This is a genomic window from Gammaproteobacteria bacterium (genome assembly GCA_003696665.1).
In the GTDB taxonomy this organism is placed as follows: Bacteria; Pseudomonadota; Gammaproteobacteria; order Enterobacterales.
The window spans coordinates 1-23,017 of the sequence record RFGJ01000527.1 but is presented as its reverse complement, the minus strand read 5'-3'; the positions used below and the strand labels follow the sequence as shown (position 1 = coordinate 23,017).

General features: G+C 50.9%; 23 protein-coding genes. 4 read left to right on the top strand and 19 right to left on the bottom strand.

Features of this window, described 5'->3' with window-relative positions; translation table 11 throughout:
* Positions 1 to 46 precede the first annotated feature (46 nt).
* The 11 genes from iscX to D6694_12870 form a co-directional block, all read right to left on the bottom strand.
* A complete protein-coding gene (gene iscX / locus D6694_12920; GenBank protein ID RMH37974.1) occupies positions 47 to 238 on the bottom strand; it encodes a Fe-S assembly protein IscX in 192 nt (63 codons plus the stop codon).
* A 21-nt stretch (positions 239 to 259) separates the two neighbouring features.
* Entirely contained in the window at positions 260 to 598 is a 339-nt protein-coding gene (fdx, locus tag D6694_12915; GenBank protein ID RMH37954.1) for an ISC system 2Fe-2S type ferredoxin, read from the bottom strand.
* Positions 598 to 2,460 (bottom strand): Fe-S protein assembly chaperone HscA, encoded by a 1,863-nt coding sequence (gene hscA / locus D6694_12910; GenBank protein ID RMH37953.1) that lies wholly within the window; start codon positions 2,458 to 2,460, stop codon positions 598 to 600. The genes fdx and hscA overlap by 1 nt, the downstream gene beginning before the upstream one ends.
* 26 nt (positions 2,461 to 2,486) lie before the next feature.
* Positions 2,487 to 3,047, bottom strand: a complete 561-nt coding sequence (gene hscB / locus D6694_12905) for a Fe-S protein assembly co-chaperone HscB (GenBank protein ID RMH37952.1) — start codon at positions 3,045 to 3,047, stop codon at positions 2,487 to 2,489.
* Complete coding sequence (gene iscA, locus D6694_12900) at positions 3,017 to 3,340, bottom strand: iron-sulfur cluster assembly protein IscA (GenBank protein RMH37951.1); 324 nt, start codon at positions 3,338 to 3,340, stop codon at positions 3,017 to 3,019. Before iscA ends, hscB begins: the two co-directional genes overlap by 31 nt.
* 11 nt (positions 3,341 to 3,351) lie before the next feature.
* Positions 3,352 to 3,741, bottom strand: a complete 390-nt coding sequence (gene iscU / locus D6694_12895; GenBank protein RMH37950.1) for a Fe-S cluster assembly scaffold IscU — start codon at positions 3,739 to 3,741, stop codon at positions 3,352 to 3,354.
* Positions 3,742 to 3,768: 27 nt separating this feature from the next.
* A complete protein-coding gene (locus tag D6694_12890) occupies positions 3,769 to 4,983 on the bottom strand; it encodes an IscS subfamily cysteine desulfurase (protein ID RMH37949.1) in 1,215 nt (404 codons plus the stop codon).
* A 21-nt stretch (positions 4,984 to 5,004) separates the two neighbouring features.
* The gene (locus D6694_12885) at positions 5,005 to 5,457 is read right to left on the bottom strand and encodes an Rrf2 family transcriptional regulator (protein ID RMH37948.1); all 453 of its coding nucleotides are present in this window, start codon (positions 5,455 to 5,457) and stop codon (positions 5,005 to 5,007) included.
* A 54-nt stretch (positions 5,458 to 5,511) separates the two neighbouring features.
* On the bottom strand, positions 5,512 to 6,279 hold the full coding sequence (cysE, locus tag D6694_12880; protein RMH37947.1) for a serine O-acetyltransferase: 768 nt from the start codon (positions 6,277 to 6,279) through the stop codon (positions 5,512 to 5,514).
* Positions 6,279 to 7,040 (bottom strand): RNA methyltransferase, encoded by a 762-nt coding sequence (locus tag D6694_12875; protein ID RMH37946.1) that lies wholly within the window; start codon positions 7,038 to 7,040, stop codon positions 6,279 to 6,281. Before D6694_12875 ends, cysE begins: the two co-directional genes overlap by 1 nt.
* A 108-nt stretch (positions 7,041 to 7,148) precedes the next feature.
* Complete coding sequence (locus tag D6694_12870) at positions 7,149 to 7,433, bottom strand: zinc ribbon domain-containing protein (protein RMH37945.1); 285 nt, start codon at positions 7,431 to 7,433, stop codon at positions 7,149 to 7,151.
* A gap of 143 nt (positions 7,434 to 7,576) precedes the next feature.
* Between D6694_12870 and D6694_12865 the strand changes: the two genes are divergently transcribed.
* The 4 genes from D6694_12865 to D6694_12850 are packed head-to-tail and all read left to right on the top strand — an operon-like array spanning position 7,577 to position 13,722.
* Positions 7,577 to 9,298: a proline--tRNA ligase gene (locus D6694_12865; protein RMH37944.1), complete on the top strand. Its 1,722-nt coding sequence runs from the start codon at positions 7,577 to 7,579 to the stop codon at positions 9,296 to 9,298.
* The gene (locus D6694_12860; GenBank protein ID RMH37943.1) at positions 9,277 to 9,846 is read left to right on the top strand and encodes a lytic transglycosylase domain-containing protein; all 570 of its coding nucleotides are present in this window, start codon (positions 9,277 to 9,279) and stop codon (positions 9,844 to 9,846) included. The genes D6694_12865 and D6694_12860 overlap by 22 nt, the downstream gene beginning before the upstream one ends.
* Before the next feature lie 2 nt (positions 9,847 to 9,848).
* The gene (locus D6694_12855) at positions 9,849 to 11,009 is read left to right on the top strand and encodes a patatin-like phospholipase family protein (GenBank protein RMH37942.1); all 1,161 of its coding nucleotides are present in this window, start codon (positions 9,849 to 9,851) and stop codon (positions 11,007 to 11,009) included.
* Positions 10,948 to 13,722: an EAL domain-containing protein gene (locus tag D6694_12850; protein RMH37941.1), complete on the top strand. Its 2,775-nt coding sequence runs from the start codon at positions 10,948 to 10,950 to the stop codon at positions 13,720 to 13,722. The genes D6694_12855 and D6694_12850 overlap by 62 nt, the downstream gene beginning before the upstream one ends.
* On the opposite strand, the gene tilS is transcribed toward D6694_12850, so the two are convergent.
* The 8 genes from tilS to D6694_12810 form a co-directional block, all read right to left on the bottom strand.
* Positions 13,651 to 15,030 carry a tRNA lysidine(34) synthetase TilS gene (gene tilS, locus D6694_12845; protein RMH37940.1) on the bottom strand — a complete coding sequence of 460 codons (1,380 nt, stop codon included), beginning with the start codon at positions 15,028 to 15,030 and terminating at the stop codon, positions 13,651 to 13,653. The two genes, D6694_12850 and tilS, sit on opposite strands and share 72 nt — an antisense overlap.
* A 6-nt stretch (positions 15,031 to 15,036) precedes the next feature.
* On the bottom strand, positions 15,037 to 15,996 hold the full coding sequence (gene accA / locus D6694_12840; protein ID RMH37939.1) for an acetyl-CoA carboxylase carboxyl transferase subunit alpha: 960 nt from the start codon (positions 15,994 to 15,996) through the stop codon (positions 15,037 to 15,039).
* Between the two features lie 23 nt (positions 15,997 to 16,019).
* The gene (locus tag D6694_12835; protein ID RMH37938.1) at positions 16,020 to 19,487 is read right to left on the bottom strand and encodes a DNA polymerase III subunit alpha; all 3,468 of its coding nucleotides are present in this window, start codon (positions 19,485 to 19,487) and stop codon (positions 16,020 to 16,022) included.
* Positions 19,487 to 20,065, bottom strand: coding sequence for a ribonuclease HII (locus tag D6694_12830; protein ID RMH37937.1), 579 nt, complete (start codon positions 20,063 to 20,065; stop codon positions 19,487 to 19,489). Before D6694_12830 ends, D6694_12835 begins: the two co-directional genes overlap by 1 nt.
* Complete coding sequence (gene lpxB, locus D6694_12825) at positions 20,065 to 21,210, bottom strand: lipid-A-disaccharide synthase (GenBank protein RMH37936.1); 1,146 nt, start codon at positions 21,208 to 21,210, stop codon at positions 20,065 to 20,067. The genes D6694_12830 and lpxB overlap by 1 nt, the downstream gene beginning before the upstream one ends.
* Positions 21,211 to 21,219: 9 nt before the next feature.
* A complete protein-coding gene (locus D6694_12820) occupies positions 21,220 to 21,984 on the bottom strand; it encodes an acyl-ACP--UDP-N-acetylglucosamine O-acyltransferase (protein RMH37935.1) in 765 nt (254 codons plus the stop codon).
* Complete coding sequence (gene fabZ, locus D6694_12815; GenBank protein RMH37934.1) at positions 21,981 to 22,421, bottom strand: 3-hydroxyacyl-[acyl-carrier-protein] dehydratase FabZ; 441 nt, start codon at positions 22,419 to 22,421, stop codon at positions 21,981 to 21,983. The genes D6694_12820 and fabZ overlap by 4 nt, the downstream gene beginning before the upstream one ends.
* A gap of 23 nt (positions 22,422 to 22,444) precedes the next feature.
* On the bottom strand, positions 22,445 to 23,017 hold a 573-nt coding region (locus D6694_12810), incomplete at its 5' end, for a UDP-3-O-(3-hydroxymyristoyl)glucosamine N-acyltransferase (GenBank protein RMH37933.1).

Sequence of the window (23,017 nt, the reverse complement as noted above, 5' to 3'; positions counted from 1 at the left end):
AATACTGTTTTTTTCTCAAATGACAACCGTTGACCGAAAATTTTTTCTATTTTTCTTCCAACCACGCCTGTTGAATGGCCTCAAGTATCTTCTCTCCACTACGCTTTGGGTCGTCATCAAAGTCAGGCAACTCTGTGACCCATCGATGCAAATCAGTAAAGCGAACCGTCAACGGGTCGACATCTGGATGCCGCTCATCCAAAGCAATCGCAATTTCGTACACATCAGTCCACTTCAAACCCATAGTGCTAGTCCTCTATCAACGGCTTTCAGAGACTTGATTAATCGTGTATTTGGGGATCTCTACGACCAAATCCTCACCGTCCACATGCGCCTGACAACTGAGACGGGACTCCGGCTCCAAACCCCAAGCCTTATCCAGCATATCTTCTTCTAGCTCGTCAGGCGCATCCAGGGAATCATAACCTTCGCGAACAATCACATGGCACGTCGTACAAGCACAGGACATCTCGCACGCATGCTCTATTTCAATACCATGACGCAAAGCTGCCTCAATGATCGTTTCCCCTGGGTTCGCTTCGACAACAGCCCCTTCTGGGCAAAGTTCTTCATGTGGCAGAAAAACAATTTTCGGCATTATTTGACCTCATTCACCTGGTGTCCAACCAACGCAGCCTGAATACTCTTGTTCATCCGCCGTGCTGCGAAGGTCTCAGATTGTGTTTCCAATCGCTTGGCCGCCTGCTCAATGGCTTGCCTGTCCTCTGTCTCCAACTGCCTGCGAAGGTCTTGCATGGCCTGTTCCAAAATATTTCGCTCCTCATCGGACAAGAGCTCACCATCTTGCGCAATGGCTGCCTCCAACGCTTCCAACAGCCGTTGAGACTCAACTTTTGTTTCCTGCAACACGCGGCGGTCACGATCCTGTTCGGCATTTGCAATAGATTCTTCTATCATTTTCGCCACTTGTTCGGGAGCCAATCCATAACTCGGCTTGACTTCGACCTGTGCTTTCGCTCCCGTCGTCGTCTCTTCCGCCGTCACGTTCAACAATCCATCGGCGTCTACATTGTAGGTGACCCGTATGCGCGCCACCCCTGCCGCCATCGGTGGGATGCCTTTCAGTGTAAACCGGGCAAGGCTTCGACAATCCTGCACCAACTCACGCTCCCCTTGAACCACATGGATGAGCATGGCGGTTTGGCCGTCCTTATAGGTAGTAAATTCTTGGGCGCGTGCAACAGGGATCGGTGTGTTGCGTGGGATAATTTTTTCAACCAGCCCTCCCATGGTCTCAATGCCAAGCGACAACGGGCACACATCGAGCAGTAGTACATCATTGTCACGGCTATTCCCTATCAAGGTTTCTGCCTGTCTCGCCGCGCCAAGCGCTACTACCTGATCTGGGTCAAGTTCAGTCAGCGGCTTTCGGCCAAAGAAGGCTTCCACAGCCTCACGCACATGCGGGACCCGTGTGCTTCCACCCACCATGACAATATCTCGAATCTCCTCCCGTGCCACTTGGGCATCCCGAATGACTCGCTTACACACACGAATCGCTCGTTGCACAATCGGTTCAATCAACCGATTGAATTGGTCACGTGTGATTGTCACCTCGCCAAAATTCCGTTCTCCAAGCTTCAATTCGGTCGTCACGGTCTCTTCGTTGGTCAAACGCTCCTTGATTGCTCTTGCTGTTTCCATCAGGTATCGCTCTAGCGGATCTTGACTTGTTAATTGCAAGGATTTCTCCTGCATCAACCATTGTGCCAATGCCTCGTCCATGTCATCTCCGCCGAGCTGAGTATCACCACCGGTCGCGATGACTTCGAAAACGCCTCTGGTAAAGCGCAGTATGGAGACATCGAAGGTGCCCCCGCCCATGTCAAAAACCACATGGATGCCTTCTTCCCCACTGTCAAGACCATACGCGACTGCGGCCGCAGTTGGCTCATTCAACAGCCGTAAAACTGGCAGCCCCGCTAAACGAGCAGCGTCCTTGGTCGCTTGTCGTTGGGCATCATCGAAATAAGCAGGCACCGTGATGACAGCACCTTCAATCTCGCCGCCAAGCCGAGCTTCGGCGAAACTTTTCAAATAACGCAAGATGTCTGCCGATACCTCGACCGCTGTTTTCGGCCCTTGGCGAGTCAAAATGGCTGGGGGGTTCTGATCGGTGACTTGATAAGGAAAGGCGCCATCAAGACCTTTCAGTTCTTCACGGCTACGCCCCATCATCCGCTTGACCGACACAACGGTATTGGCGGCATCACACACAGCAAAAGCCCGCGCACTTTTGCCAACCCGCACCTCCTGATCGCCGTAATGCACCACAGATGGTATCAGCCATTCGCCTGCCGCATCTTTTAGAACTTCTGGTGTTCCGTTTCGAACTGTGGCCACAAGGCTGTTCGTTGTGCCCAGGTCAATGCCTACAGCCAAGCGACGCTTGTGCGGCTGACCACTCTGTCCCGGCTCGGCGATTTGCAGTAAGGCCATGGTTTATTCGCACTCCACTATATGTTTTACCAATCGCCATCGTCCAACGCCGCTTCAACTCGAGCACATTCATTTTTCAATTTGCCCAAGAAGCGCAGCCGAGTGAGAAGCGCATGTAAAGCGTCTTCGTCAATGACGGTTTCTTCAAATAATTGGTCCAGCTGGCGCTCAACAGTCTGAACCTCATCAAGGATACTGTCCTGGAACCGTTCCAGTGCCTCTATATCCTTGTTCCGCTCAATCGACGCCAGCTTTTCTCTTGCTTCCATTTGCTGCATAAGCAGGACCGGATCACTGACTGTGCTGTCTGCGTTGGGAAGACAAACGCCTCGTATTCTGGCCAAAGCTTCCGCCCGTTTCACCGGATCCACCAATTGCTGGTAAGCATCATTGATGCGCGCACTCAAATTGGCGGCCTGAAGCCTTGCAGCGGCATCATCCCGGACATGCCTATCCGGATGTGTTGCCATTTGGAGTTTCTGCAGACGCTCGCGCAGCACACTTTTGTCAATACAGTACCGCAATGGCAGTTCAAAAAGCTCGTAGGGATTGTCTGTCATACCGCAAAACTTTCCCCACAACCACATTCGCCTTTGGCATTGGGATTGGTAAATTTAAAGCCCTCATTCAGCCCTTCTTGCACAAAATCCACTTCGGTGCCATCGAGATACACCAAACTTTTCTTATCGACGACTAGCAGAAATCCGTCATACGGAAAGACTTCATCGTCGCTATTGAGTTGATCGACAAATTCCATCACATAGGCAAAACCGGAACACCCGGAGGTGGTCACACCCAACCGGACCCCAATGCCTTTCCCACGCGATGCAAGCGCTTTTTTCATTTGCGCTTGGGCGCGCTCAGTCAATGTGATCGCCATGATATCGCCGTTTATTCCGCTTGTGATTTTTTGCGTTGGTAGTCTTCAATGGCAGCCTTGATGGCATCTTCTGCCAAAACCGAGCAGTGGATTTTGACCGGTGGCAGCGCCAGTTCTTCGGCGATATCACTGTTTTTGATTTTCCTGGCTTCTTCGAGCGTCTTACCTTTGACCCATTCGGTCACAAGTGAGCTTGAGGCGATGGCGGAGCCGCAACCATAGGTTTTGAAGCGGGCGTCCTCAATAACCCCCTCTTCATTCACCTTAATTTGGAGCTTCATCACGTCGCCACACGCCGGGGCACCCACCATACCGGTGCCTACATTTTTCTCGTTGGGATCAAATGATCCGACATTACGAGGATTCTCGTAATGGTCAATTACTTTGTCGCTATACGCCATTGCCCACCTCCACTATCGTGATTACTTTCAATGTGCTTGCCATTCTACTTTTTCAAGATCAATGCCCTGTTGGTACATTTCCCACAGCGGAGACATCTCTCTCAAACGCCCTATGGCCTGACGCACTTGTTCAACGGCAAAATCGATTTCTTCTGCTGTTGTAAAACGTCCCATTGAGAAACGAATTGAACTGTGTGCCAGTTCATCACTCAACCCAAGTGCGCGCAGCACGTAGGATGGCTCAAGGCTTACGGAAGTGCAGGCCGAACCGCTGGAAACAGCTAAATCCTTCAGCGCCATCATTAAGGATTCACCTTCGACGAAATTGAAACTGACATTCAAAATGCCCGGCACAGACCGAGATAAGTCACCATTGACATGCACCTGTTCTATGTCCTTGATGCCGTTCCAAAGCCGCATCTTGAGCCCTCGTATCCGTTCTGCTTCTGCTGCCATCTCTTCCTTGGCAATGCGGCACGCTTCGCCCATACCGACAATTTGATGTGTTGGTAATGTGCCGGAACGCATGCCCCGTTCATGTCCGCCGCCATGCATCTGAGCTTCGATGCGAACTCGTGGCTTACGGCGAACGTAAAGGGCGCCAATCCCTTTAGGACCATAGATTTTATGGCCGGACATCGAGAACAGGTCGATCGGCATTTTCGCCATGTCGACCGGAATTTTGCCAAGACTTTGCGCGCCATCGACATGGAAAACAATCTTGCGCTCCCGGCAAAAGGCACCGATCTCCTCGATCGGCTGGATCGTGCCGATTTCATTATTCACATGCATCACCGACACCAAAATCGTGTCGTCACGCACAGCGTTCTGAATCGCTTCCAATGACACCACACCGTTGGCGGACGGTGCAACATAAGTCACCTCGTAGCCTTCCCGTTCCAAATGACGACAGGTATCAAGCACTGCTTTATGTTCAATTTTTGTCGTGACAATATGCTTACCACGACTGCGGTAAAAATGTGCAGCCCCTTTGATCGCCAAGTTATCGGACTCGGTCGCGCCAGATGTCCAGACAATTTCACGCGGGTCTGCTCCAATCAGTTCCGCAACTTGCTGTCTCGCAACATCTACCGCCTCCTCTGCCTCCCAGCCGAACCGATGCGAACGGGACGCAGGATTACCAAAATGGCCATCAGGCGTGAGATATTGCATCATCTTCTCGGCCACCCTCGGATCGACCGGAGTTGTCGCGGCATAATCCAAATAAATTGGCTTCTTCATCATTTCTCCAAATTCAAATCTTCAAGACGCAACTTTACGTTTGACTACCGACTGTTCCTGCACGGTGATGTATTGTGGAATATCCCCTGAAATCACCGCAGCTAAACTTACCGAACTTAAGAATCCGCTGATTTGCCGATTCAGTGCATCCCACAGATCATGTGATATACAACGTGCACCATCGTGGCAGTTGCCTTTCCCTTTACATGCAGTGGCGTCCATTGGTTCATTCACCGCAGCAACGACGTCCGCCACAGTAATACTTTCAGGCGCCTGACTTAGCATATAGCCACCACCAGGCCCCCTTCGGCTCACAACAAGTCCTGCTCGTCGCAGCTTGGCAAACAGCTGCTCAAGATAGGACAAACTGATGCCTTGGCGCTCGGCGATATCGGATAACGCAACAGGGTTGTCCGCGCGTGCAACATCAAGCATCGCCGCGACTGCATAACGCCCTTTAGTCGTTAGCCGCATCTGTTTTTCCTCGTTCGCCTTTTCTTACCCAATATTGTCCAATACCTGACTATTTTAGTCAAGTTTATTCCTACTCTCTTTACGGCGACAGGGACCTGCTTCTTCATCAAGTTCCGGTATCTGTAGTTTTGGCAAATCGAACTCAGGCAACTCAATGCCTTGTGTCTTCAAATGGCGAATCAGCTGTGACAAGCGCGCCTCCAGGGCTTCTGTATAATCGCCCATGGCGCAAACCGCGCGTGTCAGAGGGTCCTGCACGCCCGGCCGAAGGCCATAAGCCTCGAAATGCGCCTCTCCATGAGCCCCATTCCCGGCCAATCTTCCTGGCACGCCAATGACGGTCGCACCAGGCGGAACGTCTTTAACAACAACGGCATTGGAGCCAATCTTTGCGTCATCCCCAATGGTAATTGGCCCAAGTATCTTCGCGCCTGCCCCGACAATAACGCGATCACCCAAGGTAGGATGCCGTTTCCCCTTGTCCCAGCTTGTGCCACCGAGTGTCACACCATGATAAAGCGTACAGTCATCCCCCACCACAGCGGTCTCGCCAATGACAACGCCCATCCCATGATCGATGAAGAATCTTCGACCAATCTTGGCACCGGGGTGAATTTCAATGCCAGTTAACCAACGAGCCAAGGTCGACAATGTGCGAGCCAGCCAAAACCACTCTCGATTCCATAGCTTGTGCGCGATTCGATACCACCAAATGGCGTGCAACCCGGGGTAATTTGTGAGCACCTCAAAACGGTTGCGTGCTGCAGGATCACGCGCGAACACGCTGTCGATATCTTCCCGCATTCGGTCGAGCCATTTCATCAGGATCCCCCTCTGTCGCGTTTTAGCTGCTTTTCCACCGCAGTTAACATACCCCGTAAAATATTCATCTCAACCTTATCTGGTGCCGCTCGACCGAAGAGCAGACGCAAACGTGGCATCAATCGTCGTGGTTTCTCAGGATCTAAGAATCCGATTTGAATTAAAACCGACTCCAAGTGGGCATAAAAACACTGCATTTCTTCACTTGATACAGGCTTTGGGCGCTTTGGTTGCCATTCTTTATCGGTGCACTCCAGCGCCCACTGGCGTAGTTCGTAGCACACCACCTGCACAGCCATGGCCAAATTTAACGAGGAATACTCAGGGTTGGTTGGGATAGTCAAGTGTGCATGACACAATTCCAGTTCGTGATTGGTCAATCCATTGTTTTCTCGCCCAAACACCAGAGCCACACGACCTTTTGCATAGTCATGCGACAATGCGCTGGCAAGCGTTCTGGGCGAATGTTGCTCAGGCTCGAGCGATCGGCTTCTTGCGCTTGTCCCAATGATCCAGTGGCAATCTGCGATAGCGTGCTCAACATCGTCGACAACAAGCGCGCGTTGTAATATGTCGTCGGCCGATGAGGCCCGTTCAGTGGCAACTGCGGAAGGAAACTGTTTGGGGCGCACCAGCACGAGTTCAGAAAAGCCCATGGTTTTCATGGCGCGCGCCGCGGCGCCAATGTTTCCGGGGTGCGACGGCTCGACCAGCACAATGCGAAATCTGGAGAGCCAGTGGCGACATGGATCGTTCGACATTTGTCTGACAGGCAGATGAACGGGAGGCAGATTCTACCAGAGACTGCCCCGCCGTTGCGACTGCCGAAATCCCTTTACGCGCACACAAGCATAAAATTCGACGTCAAGCTAGGCGTCCAGTGTGCACGCACCACTGGCACAGCCCCCACCTTCGCCGCCACAAGGCGCCGAATTTTCTTTTGCCGACTCTTTATTTTCGGACTTTTTCCCTTTGTCTCGAAAGTCGGTGACATACCAACCACTGCCTTTCAGTTGAAAGCCAGCGGCAGACACTACTTTCTGTAGGCTCGGTTTACCACAGCTTGGGCAATCGACAATCGGTGGATCCGTACGTTTTTGCAACTTTTCTACGACCTCACCGCATGAGGCGCACTCATATTCAAAAATTGGCATGGTTTTTTCTCCACGTGTGTACTATCTGCCAAAGCATGCTCGGGCACGATTATGGGGTTAATCGCAATTTTTTCAAGAAGCGTTCACCAGACTGTATGCGGTTGCTACAATAACAGCCAACATTCCTAACGAGACAAAGATCAATGAGAACAACTCAGTATTTCCTCGCCACGCTACGTGAGACACCGTCTGACGCAGAAATTGTCTCGCATCGCCTCATGTTGCGAGCGGGTTTGATTCGAAAGCTGGCATCGGGCCTCTACACTTGGTTACCGACAGGTCTCCGTGTGTTACAAAAAGTGGAAAAAATCGTACGGGAAGAAATGAACGCCATTGGTGCTGTGGAGTGCCTGATGCCGGGGGTTCAACCTGCGGAGCTCTGGCAGGAGTCTGGTCGGTGGGACAAGTTTGGCCCAGAGCTATTGCGATTTCAGGATCGGCATCAGCGCGATTTCTGCCTTGGCCCCACACATGAAGAAATCATTACTGACTTGATCCGGAATGAGGTCAGAAGTTACAAGCAACTGCCACTGACACTGTTCCAAATTCAGACGAAATTTCGCGACGAAATACGCCCCCGCTTTGGGGTCATGCGTGCGCGAGAATTCATCATGAAGGATGCCTATTCCTTCCACCTTGATGAGGCCTCGCTCAAAGAAACTTATCAAAAAATGTACGAAGCCTACTCACGCATTTTGGACCGCATGGGACTCCGGTACCGCGCAGTGATTGCGGATACTGGTGCAATCGGCGGCTCAGGTTCACATGAGTTTCACGTGCTCGCCGACTCTGGGGAAGACATCATTGTCTATTCTGACACCAGTGACTATGCTGCCAATATTGAAAAGGCGGAAGCGCTGGCACCTTCAGACGCGCGCCCGGCCCCAAAGGAAGAAATTCGTAAAATCAGCACACACAATGCCAAGACAGTCGAAGAAGTTGCCAATCTTTTGCAAATTTCGACCAAACAGATTTTGAAAACACTTGTCGTGCATGGAGAAAAAAGCGATGAGAACCCCTCGGGGCTTGTGGCACTTGTGCTCCGCGGCGATCATCAATTAAATGAGATCAAAGCGCAAAACTTGTCGGGCGTGCAGTCCCCCCTGTCACTGGCGTCTGAGCAAGAAATTCGGGAGGCCATCGGCTGTGGTCCCGGCTCCATTGGGCCAGTGAATCTTTCTATCCCTGTCATCGTCGATCGCACCGCGGCGTCCATGAGCGATTTCTACTGTGGCGCCAATGAAGATGGCTATCACTTCGCCGGCGTGAACTGGGAACGTGATTGTCCACTTGTACGGGTGGAAGACATCCGCAATGTTGTTGAAGGAGATCCAAGTCCTGATGGTCAAGGTCATCTAAAAGTCTGCCGAGGCATTGAAGTTGGACATATCTTCCAACTGGGTCGGCAATATTCCGAAAAGATGAAAGCTACAGTATTAGATGCGGATGGCCAAGCTCGGGTCCTCACCATGGGATGTTATGGCATCGGCGTTTCCCGTATCGTGGCCGCCGCCATTGAGCAGAACCATGACGAACATGGCATCATCTGGCCCGATGCGATAGCACCTTTCGAGGTGGCTATTATCCCAATGAACATGCATCGCTCATACCGTGTTCAAGAAGTGTGTGAGCGTTTGTACAACGACCTCGTGGCAAGAGGTGTTGAAGTGTTATGGGATGACAGAAAAGAGCGCCCGGGTGTGTTATTCAATGACATGGATTTGATCGGCATACCGCATCAACTTGTGATTGGCGAAAGAAGCCTGGATCAGGGACAGATTGAGTACAAGAAACGCACGGGCGAACGGACCACCGTTGCCTTGGAGAAGGCTGTGGATTGGGTATGCGATACGCTTGGGCGTTAATTGCCATATTTTATCTCGTGAGCGTCCGTGCGGCTCAGCAACAACCGCCGGACGCACAATTTCAAGTGCTCCTCAAACAGACCATCGCCAAAGCCAGCAGTTTTCGCGATCGATTTGATGCGCAGGTGTGGTTGACCGACATGAGCACCCGTCTGGCCAAATATGCAGCATCAATCCCATTAAAAGAGCGGATGCTCATGCTGCGTACCGTACATCGAGAGGCGACCCGACACGGGCTTGATCCACATTTAATACTTGCCGTCATGGATGTCGAAAGCCGGTTTGACCGCTTCGCTGTCTCCCGCGCTGGCGCACGCGGGCTGATGCAGGTGATGCCTTTTTGGAAGCAAGTTTTCGGTCGCTCAAACGACAACCTGTTCGATATCGAAACCAATATTTACTACGGCTGCACTATTTTGGCGACTTATCTCGCGCAAGAAAATGGTGATATCTACCGCGCCTTAGCCCGTTACAACGGATCACTTGGCCAACACAAGTACCCACGCAAGGTCATGAAACACCTTCGCGCACGGTGGTATCGGAGGTAGCCATGGCTTGGCCACACCGCAATCACAACAAAAAGAAGATAGGGTTAGTTCTGACTGGTGGCGGTGCCAAAGCGGCCTTCCAGGTCGGTGTGCTCGCAGGGATTTCCGAAATTCTTGGACAACCCCAAACCACGCCATTTCATATCATCAGTGGCGCATCAGCCGGTGCCATCAACGGCACCATACTGGCTGCCTTCGCCGATCGATTCGATTATGGCGTCGCGCGACTGGTGGAGACCTGGGGGAATTTTCACGTTCAACAAATTTACGAAACGCATTTCACTAGCCTCATGCGAAACACTGGCCGTTGGCTTGGGCACTTTCTCCGCTCGCCAGGACGCCCCGTCAAACCCATTAGTTTGTTGAACAATCAACCGTTGGCGGAGTTGCTGTCATGTACCGTTCCGTTTGAGCAAATCCAAAAGAATATTACGCAAGGAGTACTGACGGCCGTCAGTGTCACGGCATTCGGTTACAGCAGTGGCGAATCCATCAGTTTCTTTCAGGCGACAGAATCACAAGAAAGTTGGAAGCGTTATCGTCGTGCTGGTGTGCGCAGTTATCTTGGCATCCGCCACTTATTAGCCAGCAGCGCCATACCCGTTGTGTTCCCAGCGCAACGGATTCACCGAGAATATTTCGGCGATGGCTCAATCGGATTTCTTTCGCCAATTAGCCCAGCTTTGCATCTGGGTGCCGACAAAATCGTGGTCATCACGACCGATCCGCCAGAACAGGTCGAAAATTGGCGACACAAACCTATCCATTACCCAAGTTTTGCCCAGATTGGCGCTCGCTTGTTAGACAGTATCTTTACAGATTCCCTCGCCTCTGATTTAGAACGCCTTGAGCGTATCAACCAAACTTTGTCCCATATCAAGGGTGGATTTTTCAGTCGTCACAAAGTCCCGCTGCGACATGTGGATTATTTGAAGTTCGAGCCAGAAATCAACATCGCTGAGCTCGCCAACAAAGCGTTTGATGCGCTACCTTCACTGTTGAAGTTTTTTCTACGCCGAGCAGGTATGGATAGGCATCACGGCGGTGAAATCTTGGCATTTTTGGTGTTCGAGGACGTTTTTACTCGTGTTCTCATTGATCATGGCAAGCAGCAGGCCTACGCTCAAAAAGACCAGATTCTCAATTTTTTTGAAGAACGTTAGTCAAGCATCCAACTTAAATATGAGCTATATTTCTGATTACGATTCGCCCACAGCGCATAGCAGCACATTGAAAGCGCAAGATAAGCCACATCCACTAAAAGAGCAGCTGTTAACGCGCGAACTTGACGAGTCGCGTGCGATCCAGCGTGCCTTATATGAAATCAGTGCACTGGCACTAGAACATCAGCTTAGCGAAGATTTTTTTCGTAAAATACATGACATTATTAGCACGCTGATGTACGCCGAAAATTTCTTTGTTGTCCTCAAAAAACCAGAACAAGCCAGCTTTTATTTTCCCTATTTTGTCGATTCTGTTGACGTCGATCTTTCGCCCGAAAGCTTGCGCCATGTCCCAAAAGAGACATTGGGAAAAAGCTTAACCGGTTATCTCCTGCGCTCTGGCAAAACACAACACATTGACCAAAAAACCATGTTGGCGATGACCGAATCCGGGGACATTGCCCCCATGGGAACCAACTGTGTCGATTGGCTAGGCGTACCGATAAAACACAAAAATACCATCTTGGGCGCCATTGTCGTCCAGAGCTACCTGCCCAATGTTGTCTACGAACAAAGGCATGAGGAAATTTTGGAATTTGTGGCGCGCCAGATTGGTTTGGTGCTGACGTGGAAACATTACGAGGCAGCTTTGGCCCGTGCCAATAGCAAACTCGAACAGCGAGTTGAGCAACGTACGCGACAGTTGCAAAAAATCAATGAAAACCTGAAGGCTGAAATCGAAGAACGAAAGCGGGCAGAACATTTACAATCGCAGCTAATTCGCATCACTGAAATTGCAAACAGTAGCGAGCATCTCGACGAATTCTTCGAAAAACTACACGGCATTATTAACGAACTGACATCAGCGCCAAATTTCTTTATCGCTCTGGTCGATGAAGATTCAAATATGTTGACCTTTCCCTATTATGCCGATGAACGCGAGCCGGTGCCGCAACCCAGGCCCCTTGATTCAACCAAAGGGCGTGGCGGCGGCCTAACTGAACGCGTGATTCGCACTGGGCGCTCTTATCTCTATCGTAAAGACAAAGACGGTGCGTTTCCTGGCCGTGGTGCCAAGCCATATTCGTGGCTTGGTGTCCCGCTGCGCTTTCATAAACACACATTTGGGGCACTTGTCGTTCAGTCTTATGATAGCGATGTTTACTATGGTGCTGCCGAGAGTCTACTGCTTAAATATATTAGCCGGCACGTCGCAACGGTGATACTGCGTCGAAAGCATGAAGAAGCACTTGTTGCCGCGAACCGACAACTGAAACTGGCGCAAGAGGAGTTGGAACAACGCGTCCACGAACGTACCGCTCAGTTACAAAAAACCAACGAACGGCTATCAAGAGCACTGGATGAGAAAACCAGAATCGAGAAGCAACTCGAGCACCAAGCGTTGCACGATCCGCTCACAGGACTCCCCAATCGAGCCCTGTTCATGGAACGTCTCAATTGGTTTGTTGAGCGTCTCAAGCGTGACGCTCGCGCAACTTTTAGTGTGTTGTTTCTTGACCTTGACCGGTTTAAATACGTCAATGACACCTTGGGCCACCATATTGGCGACGAGTTGCTTATCGAATGCACACAACGCATTAAAGCGTGCATTCGTTCTCACGATTTGCTGGCACGTCTCGGCGGAGATGAGTTTTGCATATTGTGCGACACAACGGAGCTGAAGGTCTCCCAGAAGGTGGCTGAACGCATTATTCATGCGCTTGAGAAACCGTTTTATATCGCCCGCCATGAGATTCATACGAGCACCAGCATTGGCATTCGGCCAGTTACTGATTCAAGAGAATCAACCAGCAGTATTATGAGCGATGCCGACGCAGCGATGTACCAAGCCAAAAACCAGGGTCGAAGTCGGTGGACCGTTTTTGATGAAAAGCTGTCTCAACAGATCCGCAGCCGAGTCCGTTTAGAACAAGAGTTACGTGCTGCGCTCAATTCTGATCAAATATTTCTGCAGTTTCAGCCCATTATTGATTTTTGCACCCAAAGCATCACCGGGTTTGAGGCATTGGTGCGTTGGAAACACCCGACTGAAGGCTTGATCCCACCCGGCATATTCATCCCCATCGCAGAAGAAACAGGACTGATTCAACCGCTTGGCAGAGTCATTTTTGAAACCGCAGTAACCACTCTCAAGCTGTGGCAAAGTCATCCTAGATTGGCGGCAATGACGATGCACGTCAATCTTTCACCGCGACAAATCACGCAGCCACGATTTCACGAGAACCTTCTTGAAAGCATTGTGAAAGCTTCTGTACCGCCCGAACGTCTCACTTGTGAAATTACCGAGAGTGTTTTAATTCAAAGTTTTGATACAGCGAAAAATAGTCTTGAGGAACTAAGCCAACATGGTATCCAAATCTGTCTGGATGATTTTGGCACCGGCTATTCATCGCTTTCTTATTTACACAGTTTCCCATTTGATGCCATGAAACTAGACCGCAGCTTTACAAAGGACATGGAAAATTCAGAAAAAGCGCGGAATTTGGTGCAGTCTGTGCTCAACCTCGCCCATGGATTGGGGTTTGACTTGGTGGCTGAAGGCATTGAAACACAGGCACAGTTGCAAACCTTATTGGAACTTGGCTATCAAAAAGGCCAGGGCTATCTTTTTAGCCCGCCTTTAGACACCGCCGATATCGTTCGTTTTGTCGATCAGTTTCAATTCTCTGTCATCAAAGACGAGACTCACTGATTCGACTTGTGGAAATAATCCTGTCACTGAGACGTCAGAAAAACCAAGCCCCGCTAACCAATAATGTCCACTTTGACACTGTACGACCGGCCAAAAATCGCGTAGAAAAGCGGGGATCTTCCGTGCTTGAAAGAGCTTTTTAAGTGGCCGATGTTTGCCATCCCAACAAGCGATCCATGGCAATGACTTGTTTTTCACAACTTGTGCCAACGGATACCATTTCAGGCCAGCAGCCGCCCCTGCTTGTTGTCTAAACGCTATACGCCACAATCCACACTGCAATACTTTTTCATCTCGCGGGATAACTTCCTCATCAACCTGCCGCAATTGATTCTGCCAGTCCACTGGTAGTAGAAATGCTCGCCCCTGGCCTACAATCAAACGACCATCCGCCAACGTTTGCTGCCATTTCGTATCGGGAGAAATTTGGGATAATTCTTTGTCAATATCCGCTAACCAGTCGTAGGATCGGACCGGACCGGCATGCCGCTGCCACCAGTGGTACAATAAATTGAGTCGACGCCGCTTTGACAGGTTCCGATAGCGATCCAGTCGCAATGCCCCATACTCTAAGCAAATGGACAAATCCATTTCCGCCAATTCCGCTAGAAGGTCTGCTTGATCACGCATAATCTGTGCAGTACGGGCAATATTGACACGGGCATTTGGCCGCACTTTTTCTAACAACGGCACCAATTCATGTCGTATATGATTGCGCGCAAATCCGAAATCGTCATTCGTCGGATCCTGAACATACTGCCACCCTTGATCATTGATGGCCGTCATAATGACATCACGCGCCACGTTTAGCCATGGCCGCGCAATCCACCGTCCACGATATTCGGTCAATGGTGCCATGCCCGCCAAACCGTGTGCTGACGTCCCACGCATGATGCGAAATAACAACGTTTCCACCTGATCGTTTAAGTGGTGACCGAGGACAATCACTTCATCTTTGGCAGATAGGCGTGTGAAAGCTCGATACCTTGCCTCACGCGCCGCCGCTTCTATTCCTTGGCCTGTTGTCACCACCTTCACTCGCTCATAATCAAACGGAATAGCCTTGTGGCGTGCCAAATTGCCGACAAATCGCTGCCAGGCATCCGCTTCTTCAACAAGGCCATGGTTAACGTGGATGACTCGAACCTGCGGCAATTTTCCTTGTTTCGACAACCTGTGTGCAATGTGCAAAAGCGCCACAGAATCGGGGCCACCTGAGCATGCGATCACCCAAGTAGCCTCCTTCAGGCCCTCTGGAAGTCTTCGATAAAATGAGAGTAATGCTTCCTCAAGCTGCTTGACGCTCACTCATCATCAACCAAAATTCAACGTCGAATAAGCCATAATTTTTTGATAGCGCTGGCAAACCAGCTCATCCGCTGGCAAATCTTTTAAACTTTCGAGATCAGCGGCAATCCGAGCCCCTAAGCGTTCCGCCATCAGTTTTGGATTGCGGTGTGCGCCGCCCAATGGTTCTTCAACGACAGCATCAATCAAGCCCAGTTCTAACAAACGGTGTGCTGTGATGCCCATCGCTTGCGCTGCTTCCTTGGCCTTCTCCGCTGACTTCCATAAAATCGAAGCACAGCCTTCGGGGGAAATGACAGAATAAGTGCTGTACTGCAGCATATTGACCCGATCGCCCACACCTATCGCCAATGCACCACCAGATCCCCCTTCCCCGATCACATTCACCACAATTGGAGTCCGAAGCCCTGACATGAGTTTCAAGTTCGCGGCAATTGCCTCGCTCTGACCACGCTCCTCGGCCCCAATGCCAGGATATGCACCAGGTGTGTCAATAAAAGTAATCACGGGCAAGGAGAATTTTTCGGCCAACTGCATTAGCCGTTTTGCCTTTCGGTACCCTTCGGGTCTAGGCATGCCGAAATTTCGCTTAACTTTCTCGCGCGTCTCCCGACCTTTCTGATGGCCAATGACAACGACCGGCTGGCCATGAAAACGAGCGGTACCGCCAATCAAAGCGTAGTCGTTCGCATAGGCTCGATCGCCACACATCTCATCGTATTCGGTAAACAAATACTCGATGTAATCAAGCGTATATGGACGTAAAGGATGTCTGGCCAGCTGAGCGATCTGCCATGCATCAAGGCGACTAAAAATTTGTCGTGTCAGCTCTTCGCTCTTACGGCGTAACCGCTCCACTTCTTCCGAGATATTAATGTTGGTATCGTTCCCCAAATGCCGGAGTTCTTCAATTTGTGCTTCCAGTTCCGCAATTGGTTGTTCAAATTCGAGAAAATTCAGGTTCATCTTTTCCGCCTGTTACCGACCCGTTAATACACACAAATAACGTTTTCTTTGCCGAGCAGTTCTTCTAACCGAGTGATGAGATCATCGCTCGGCACCACATGCCAATTTTCGCCACAGTCTATCACAGCTTCAGCCAGTTCTGTTCGGACATGCAAAGAGATCGGAGTTGTTCCTCCTTGATATGGCGCGAGTTGCTGTTTCAACTTGATCTGCATATCCGACGGCGACTTAGTGAGGTCGACATATAGTGCAATATGACTCATTCTCTCGCTTCGAAATGTTTCAAGATTCCAAAGCGACTGCGCCTGTAAAACGTATCGATCTGGCTCCTGTCTATCCGGCCAAACAGCGCCATTGACGATAATGACTTTATCCTTGACAAGAAACGCCGCATATTGATCGTACAAATTCCGGCCAACCATCACCTCAAGTCGCCCCGTCTTGTCATCAAGCAGCACTATGCCAAATGCGTCGCCAGTTGCCTTAGTGCGCTTGACATTAACCGCCATGACCAAGCCTGCCACGGTGACCGTCTCTCCCTTTTTGGTCGGTGCCACATCCCGCAACCGGTAGGACAGCATCGGTTCAAGCTCTTTTTCAAATCGCGTAAAAGGATGTCCGGTCAAGTAAAGCCCAAGCGTTTCCTTTTCCATGGCTAATCGATATTTCTCTGGCCATGGCTTCACCTTTTTCATGTGTCGTGCCACCTGTTCGGCTCCCGGCAAAGGACCGCCAAACAAGTCAGACTGACCAATCGCCAAATCCCTCTCCTTTTGTTCAGCCGCCATGATCGCCTCATCCAAATTTGCCATCAATTCGGCTCTGTGGTGTCCAAGACAATCCATCGCGCCACCTTTAATTAAGGCTTCCAGTGTTCGCCGGTTGACCTTACGCAAATCGATACGTGCACAAAAATCGTAAAGATCACGGTAAGGGCCATTCTGATCACGTTCAGAAACGATGGCATCAATGGCAGCCTGACCGACGCCTTTAATAGCGCCCAGCCCATAGAGAATCGTCTTCTCATCTTTGACAGAAAACTGGTACTGGCCACGATTGATGTCCGGCGGTAACACTGTGATTCCCCGGCTACGCGCATCATCTACGTAAATGACGACCTTATCCGTGTTGTCCATTTCCGAAGACATGACAGCCGCAAGAAAAGCCGCCGGATAATGGGCCTTTAGCCAAGCGGTTTGAAAAGAGACCAGCGCATAAGCGGCCGAATGTGACTTGTTAAAGCCATACTTGGCAAATTCCTGCATTAAGTCGAAAATCGAATTCGCTTTTTCTTCATCAATCCCATTTTTGACCGCACCTGCTACGAAAATGGCGCGCTGCTCATCCATGACCTCTTTTTTCTTTTTGCCCATAGCACGCCGCAACAAGTCCGCACCACCGAGCGAATACCCCGCCATGACTTGAGCAATTTGCATGACCTGTTCCTGATAGAGGATGGTGCCGTAAGTCGGACGAAGAATTGGCTCAAGCATAGGATGTGGATACTTTACCTGTTCCAGACCATGCTTTCTGTTCACAAAGTCAATATGCATTCCAGAGCCCAAGGGTCCTGGCCGGAACAACGCCACCAAGGCCACGATGTCCTCAAATGTTGAAGGTTTTAATTGGCGGATCAGCGTTTTCATGCCAGCAGATTCCAATTGGAATACCGCTGTCGTATCCCCTTTTTGCATCAAGGCGTACGCAGCACGATCTGTCAGGTCAAGTTGATTGACGTCAATGGCCGGAAGGCCCTGCTCCGAACGCAAACGATTGATGGTTTGCACCGCCCAATCGATGATGGTCAACGTTCTTAGGCCAAGGAAATCAAATTTGACCAACCCGGCGGCTTCCACATCGTCTTTGTCGAACTGGGTCACCAGATTTTGTCCATGCTCGTCGCAGAGGACCGGAACATAGTCTGTCAGGCGACCTGGTGCGATCACAACACCACCTGCATGCTTGCCATGACCGCGAATGACGCCTTCAAGTTTTTTGGCGAGATCCCAAATTTCTCTAATTTCTTCGTCTTCTTGGTAAGCCTGCCGAATGCTTTCTTCACGCTCAAAAGCTGCATCAAGTGTGATGCCGACATCATTTGGGATCATTTTGGAAAGTCGGTCGCACATTCCATACGGCTTACCTAAGACTCTCCCCACATCGCGCACCACCGCTTTCGCCGCCATCGTACCAAAGGTGATAATTTGCGACACCGCACCCCGGCCGTACTTCTCCGCGACATAGTCAATCACGCGATCGCGTCCTTCCATGCAAAAGTCCACGTCAAAGTCTGGCATTGAGACGCGCTCCGGGTTCAGGAAGCGTTCGAACAGTAAGTCATAGGCGAGTGGGTCCAATTCTGTGATTTGCAAAGCATAGGCAACCAACGAACCGGCGCCAGAGCCACGCCCCGGTCCCACTGGAATTCCATTTTTCTTGGCCCACTGAATAAAGTCCGCCACTATCAAAAAGTAACCCGGAAACCCCATTTGGATGATGATGTCAATTTCAGTGTTGAGCCGCTCATCATAGGGTTTGCGCTTATCCGGAAAATCCGGAGCCGTCGGGTCAAACAGTTGCTGAAGACGCTTTTCCAGGCCTTCCTCGGCCACTTTTCGAAAATAAGACTCAAGCGTCATGCCATCCGGAATCGGAAACTCTGGCAAAAAGTATGTGCCAAGCGGCAGCTCAACATTACAGCGCTTGGCGATTTCAACGGTATTGTCAATTGCCTCCGGTATGTCCTCAAATAGCTCCTGCATCTCTTGTGGAGACTTAAGATATTGATGCGGTGAGTAATTTCGGGGGCGTTTCGGATCGGCAAGTATGCGTCCTTGATGAATACACACACGCGCCTCATGCGCTTCAAAATCCTCCATATCCGCAAAACAAACGTCATTGGTCGCGACTACGGGAGTCTGACTGCCTTCCGCCAATGGCATGACAAGATGCACATAGCGTTCTTCCTCCGGTCGCCCAGTGCGCACCAGCTCAATGTAAAACCGGTCTGAAAACAGGTGTTTCCATAATCCCAGCCGTTCTGCCGCCACATCTGGCTTGTCAGCAAGCAGCGCCCGACCAATATCGCCGCGACATCCCCCCGAAAGCGCGAGCAAGCCGTTGGTATCTTCCGCGAGCCAAGCAAACTCTATGGCCGGTTGGCCATCACGCTGTCCCTCTGTATAAGCACGCGAGACTAGATGTATAAGACGCTTGTAGCCAGTTAAATTCTGTGCCAACAACAATATACGAAATGGCTTATCCGAAAACCGCTCATCCCTCACCCGCACATCACAACCAACGATCGGCTTGATTCCCTGATCCAACGCGCTCTTGTAGAAGGTCACCAAACCACAAAGATTGCTATCATCTGTGAGCGCAACAGCGGCCATAGAACGTTGCGCGGCCAATTTCGGCAACTGCTTGGCCCGAATCAAACCATCGACCATGGAATAATCGCTATGGACGCGCAGATGCACAAATCCAGACATTAAAATAAAACCCCTTGCGATAATACAGCCTTGACCGGCGCGAAGCTTTTTCGATGCACAGGACTGGCCCCGAGCGTTCTCAACGCCTCTAAGTGGGCTGGCGTCGGGTAACCGGCATTCTTGTCAAACCCGTATCCCGGGTATTTTTCAGCCAACGAGTGCATCAAGCGATCCCGCGCCACCTTGGCGACGATGGAGGCTGCCGAAATACACGGGTACTTCGCATCTCCCTTGACGACAGCGGTAGATGCATAGCGCCAGCTTGGGCAGCGATTACCGTCCACAAGGACATGTGTTGGCTGAACGGCCAGAGCTGAAACTGCACGCTTCATAGCCAGCATAGTGGCTTCGAGAATATTGAAGGCATCAATTTCTTCAACAGATGCCACACCGATATTCACGCTGATGGCTTGTGTGTAAATTTCGTCATTCAGACACTCTCGGCGTTTGGCAGACAGTTTTTTCGAATCCGCAAGCCCCTGAATTGGATTGGGGTCTGGCAAGATGACCGCTGCCGCCACCACAGGACCAGCCAACGGACCACGCCCCACTTCATCGACGCCAGCCACTAAATCCATCAGCCTCGCTCCATTAATTTAATCACAACCTCCGCGGCCAGTTCGTTACCCCCACGATCAAGCATCGGCCAAAGTGCGCGAAAGTCACTCGAAATTTTCGCCCGAACTGCTGGTGCTATGATGTTTTGCAGCGCCGCCACGAGGTTGTCGACTGTCGCCTCATTTTGCAATAACTCTGGCACCGGATGTGTCTCCAACAACAAATTGGGCAACGTGACCTGCTTTACCTGCAACATTCGCGAAAACAGCGCATAACTCAATCTCGGCAATCGATAGGCGGCCACATGTGGCGTGTCTAGCATTGCCGCCTCTAAACTTGCGGTGCCGGAAGCTAAAATCGCTGCGCTCGCCACTTTCAGCACTTTCCGGCTATGACCAAGTTGCCATTTCACCTGTGGCCGTATATTCGTCGGCAAAGCCGAAAATAGGCCCTGAAGTTGTTCATAACGCTCACCATTGGCCGCGACAACAATCGCTTGCCAATGAGGCTGGTTTTTCTGGAAGACATGCGCGACACGCAAAAACATATCGCCCAACTGGCTCACTTCTGTGGCTCGAGAGCCTGGCAATATGGCAAGCACTGGTTTTTCGGCAAGCCCGAGCTCCTCGCGAATCTGAGCCTCCGTCGGCAGGGATTTCAACTCGGCCACCATCGGATGGCCAACACAAGTCGCTGCCACACCGGCTTTTTCCAAAATAGGCACCTCAAATGGAAAAAGCGCCAATAGATGGTCAACTGCTCGCTGAATCAGCTGAATACGTTTCGGCCGCCAAGCCCATATGGTGGGGCAAACATAATGAACCACTGGAATGCCACTGGCCTTCAACTTCTGCTCAAGTGACAAATTAAATTCTGGTGCATCAATGCCAATAAAGATATCTGGCTTGTTCGTCTGCCAACGCTCGACCAGTTGAGAACGGATATGCAATAACTTTGGCAAACGCCTGAGGATGGCACCAAGCCCCATGACCGACAACGCCTCGATCGGAAACAATGTCGTCATGCCTTGCGCTTCCATCAATGGCCCGCCGACCCCTTCAAACTCGACCTTGTCAGCAAGTTTTTGACGCATTGCCTGCATCAGTTCGGCGCCGAGTCGATCACCCGACGCCTCGCCAGCCACTATTGCAATTTTAAGCACCATGGGCCTCCCTCAACGGATAATTCCCCGCTGAGACTCCCGGATAAACGTCACCAAAGGTTCGGTCAAAGGCGATTTCATCTGCACAATCTGTTCGAGCGCTTCTTGCAGCGGCAATTGACTGCGATAGAGCAACTTGTAGGCGCGTTTGATAACTTGTATGTCATCGGCCGAGAAACCACGGCGACGCAGACCTTCGGTATTCAAGCCGCGCGGCTTGGCAGGCTGTCCGTCAGCCATCACGTAAGGTGGGACATCTTTCAAAATAGAAGCCGAAATCGATGTGAACGCATGTGCGCCAATTCGACAAAATTGGTGGATGCCAGTAAATCCGCCCAGAATGACCCAATCATCTAGGTGGACATGTCCAGCCAAAGTCGCATTATTGGCGAGAATGCAATGATTACCAATGACACAATCGTGGGCAACATGCACATACGCCATCAACAGATTGTCATCGCCAATGCGTGTGACGCCACGATCTTGCACGGTGCCCCGATGAATGGTGACAAACTCACGAATGACGTTGTCATTGCCGATTATCGTCTCTGTCGGCTCACCCTGATACTTTTTGTCTTGATTGGCCTCTCCGATGCTCGCAAATTGATAAATTTGATTCCGCTGCCCAATACGGGTACGTCCATGGATAACCACATGCGGCCCAATTTTTGTGCCCGAGTCAATCTCAACCTCTGCACCAATCACACAGTATGGCCCGATTTCTACATCTGGCGCAATTTGCGCACCAGCTTCTACCACGGCAGTTGGGTGAATCACGATACCACCTCTTTCTGTGCACACATCAAACGTGCTTCACAAACCACTTCGTCATCCACATAGGCTTGCGCCCAAAATCGCCAAACATCGCGACGTTGACGCTCAAACTTGACACACAATCTCAACTGATCACCCGGGATCACGGGTTTGCGAAATCGAGCACCATCAATTCCTACAAAATAGTACAAATGATCCGGATCAGGGGTCTTTTGTGCCGAATGAAACGCCAAAATTCCCGTGGCCTGTGCGAGAGCTTCCAGAATTAGAACGCCCGGAAAAATTGGTCTTTCCGGGAAATGCCCCGTAAAACACGGCTCGTTAACAGTCACATTTTTTATCGCCACCAAACAATCGCCGGGCACACATTCCAAAACACGATCGACCAGCAAAAATGGATAACGATGCGGCAAGTATTTTAATATTTCTTGAATATTCATAACCTACTCCAGACCGAATCTTCTTAGTCTTCGGCGTCTCGTAGCGATTGGATGGTGCCAACCAGCCGCTCCAATTCATTCAGCTTACGAGCCATTTGGTCAAGTTGTGAAAACCGTGCTGCTGCTTTACGCCATTCGACGTACGGCATCATCGGGGTGCCCGAGGCATAAGCACCCGCATGGCGGGGCGACTTGGTGACCAATGTACGGGCAGCAAAATGGCTTTTAGGTGGGATATTAAGGTGGCCAACCACACCAACCCCGCCGGCCAAGGTTGTTTCTCGTCCAATCACTGTGCTTCCTGCGATAGCGACGCACCCCGCCATCGCGCATCCTTCTCCAACCACGACATTGTGTGCAATGTGGACTAGGTTATCGATGATGACACCATCTTCGATGACTGTGTCTTTCAACGCCCCCCTGTCGATGGTGCAATTTGCGCCTATTTCCACACCACTGCCAATCCGCACCTTGCCGTTCTGTGGAATCCGGACCCAACGGCGACCATCTTTGGCATAACCGAACCCATCCGATCCAATCACGGTGCCTGACTGAATGCGGACATCGTCACCCAATAGGCACTCGTGAGCAATGGT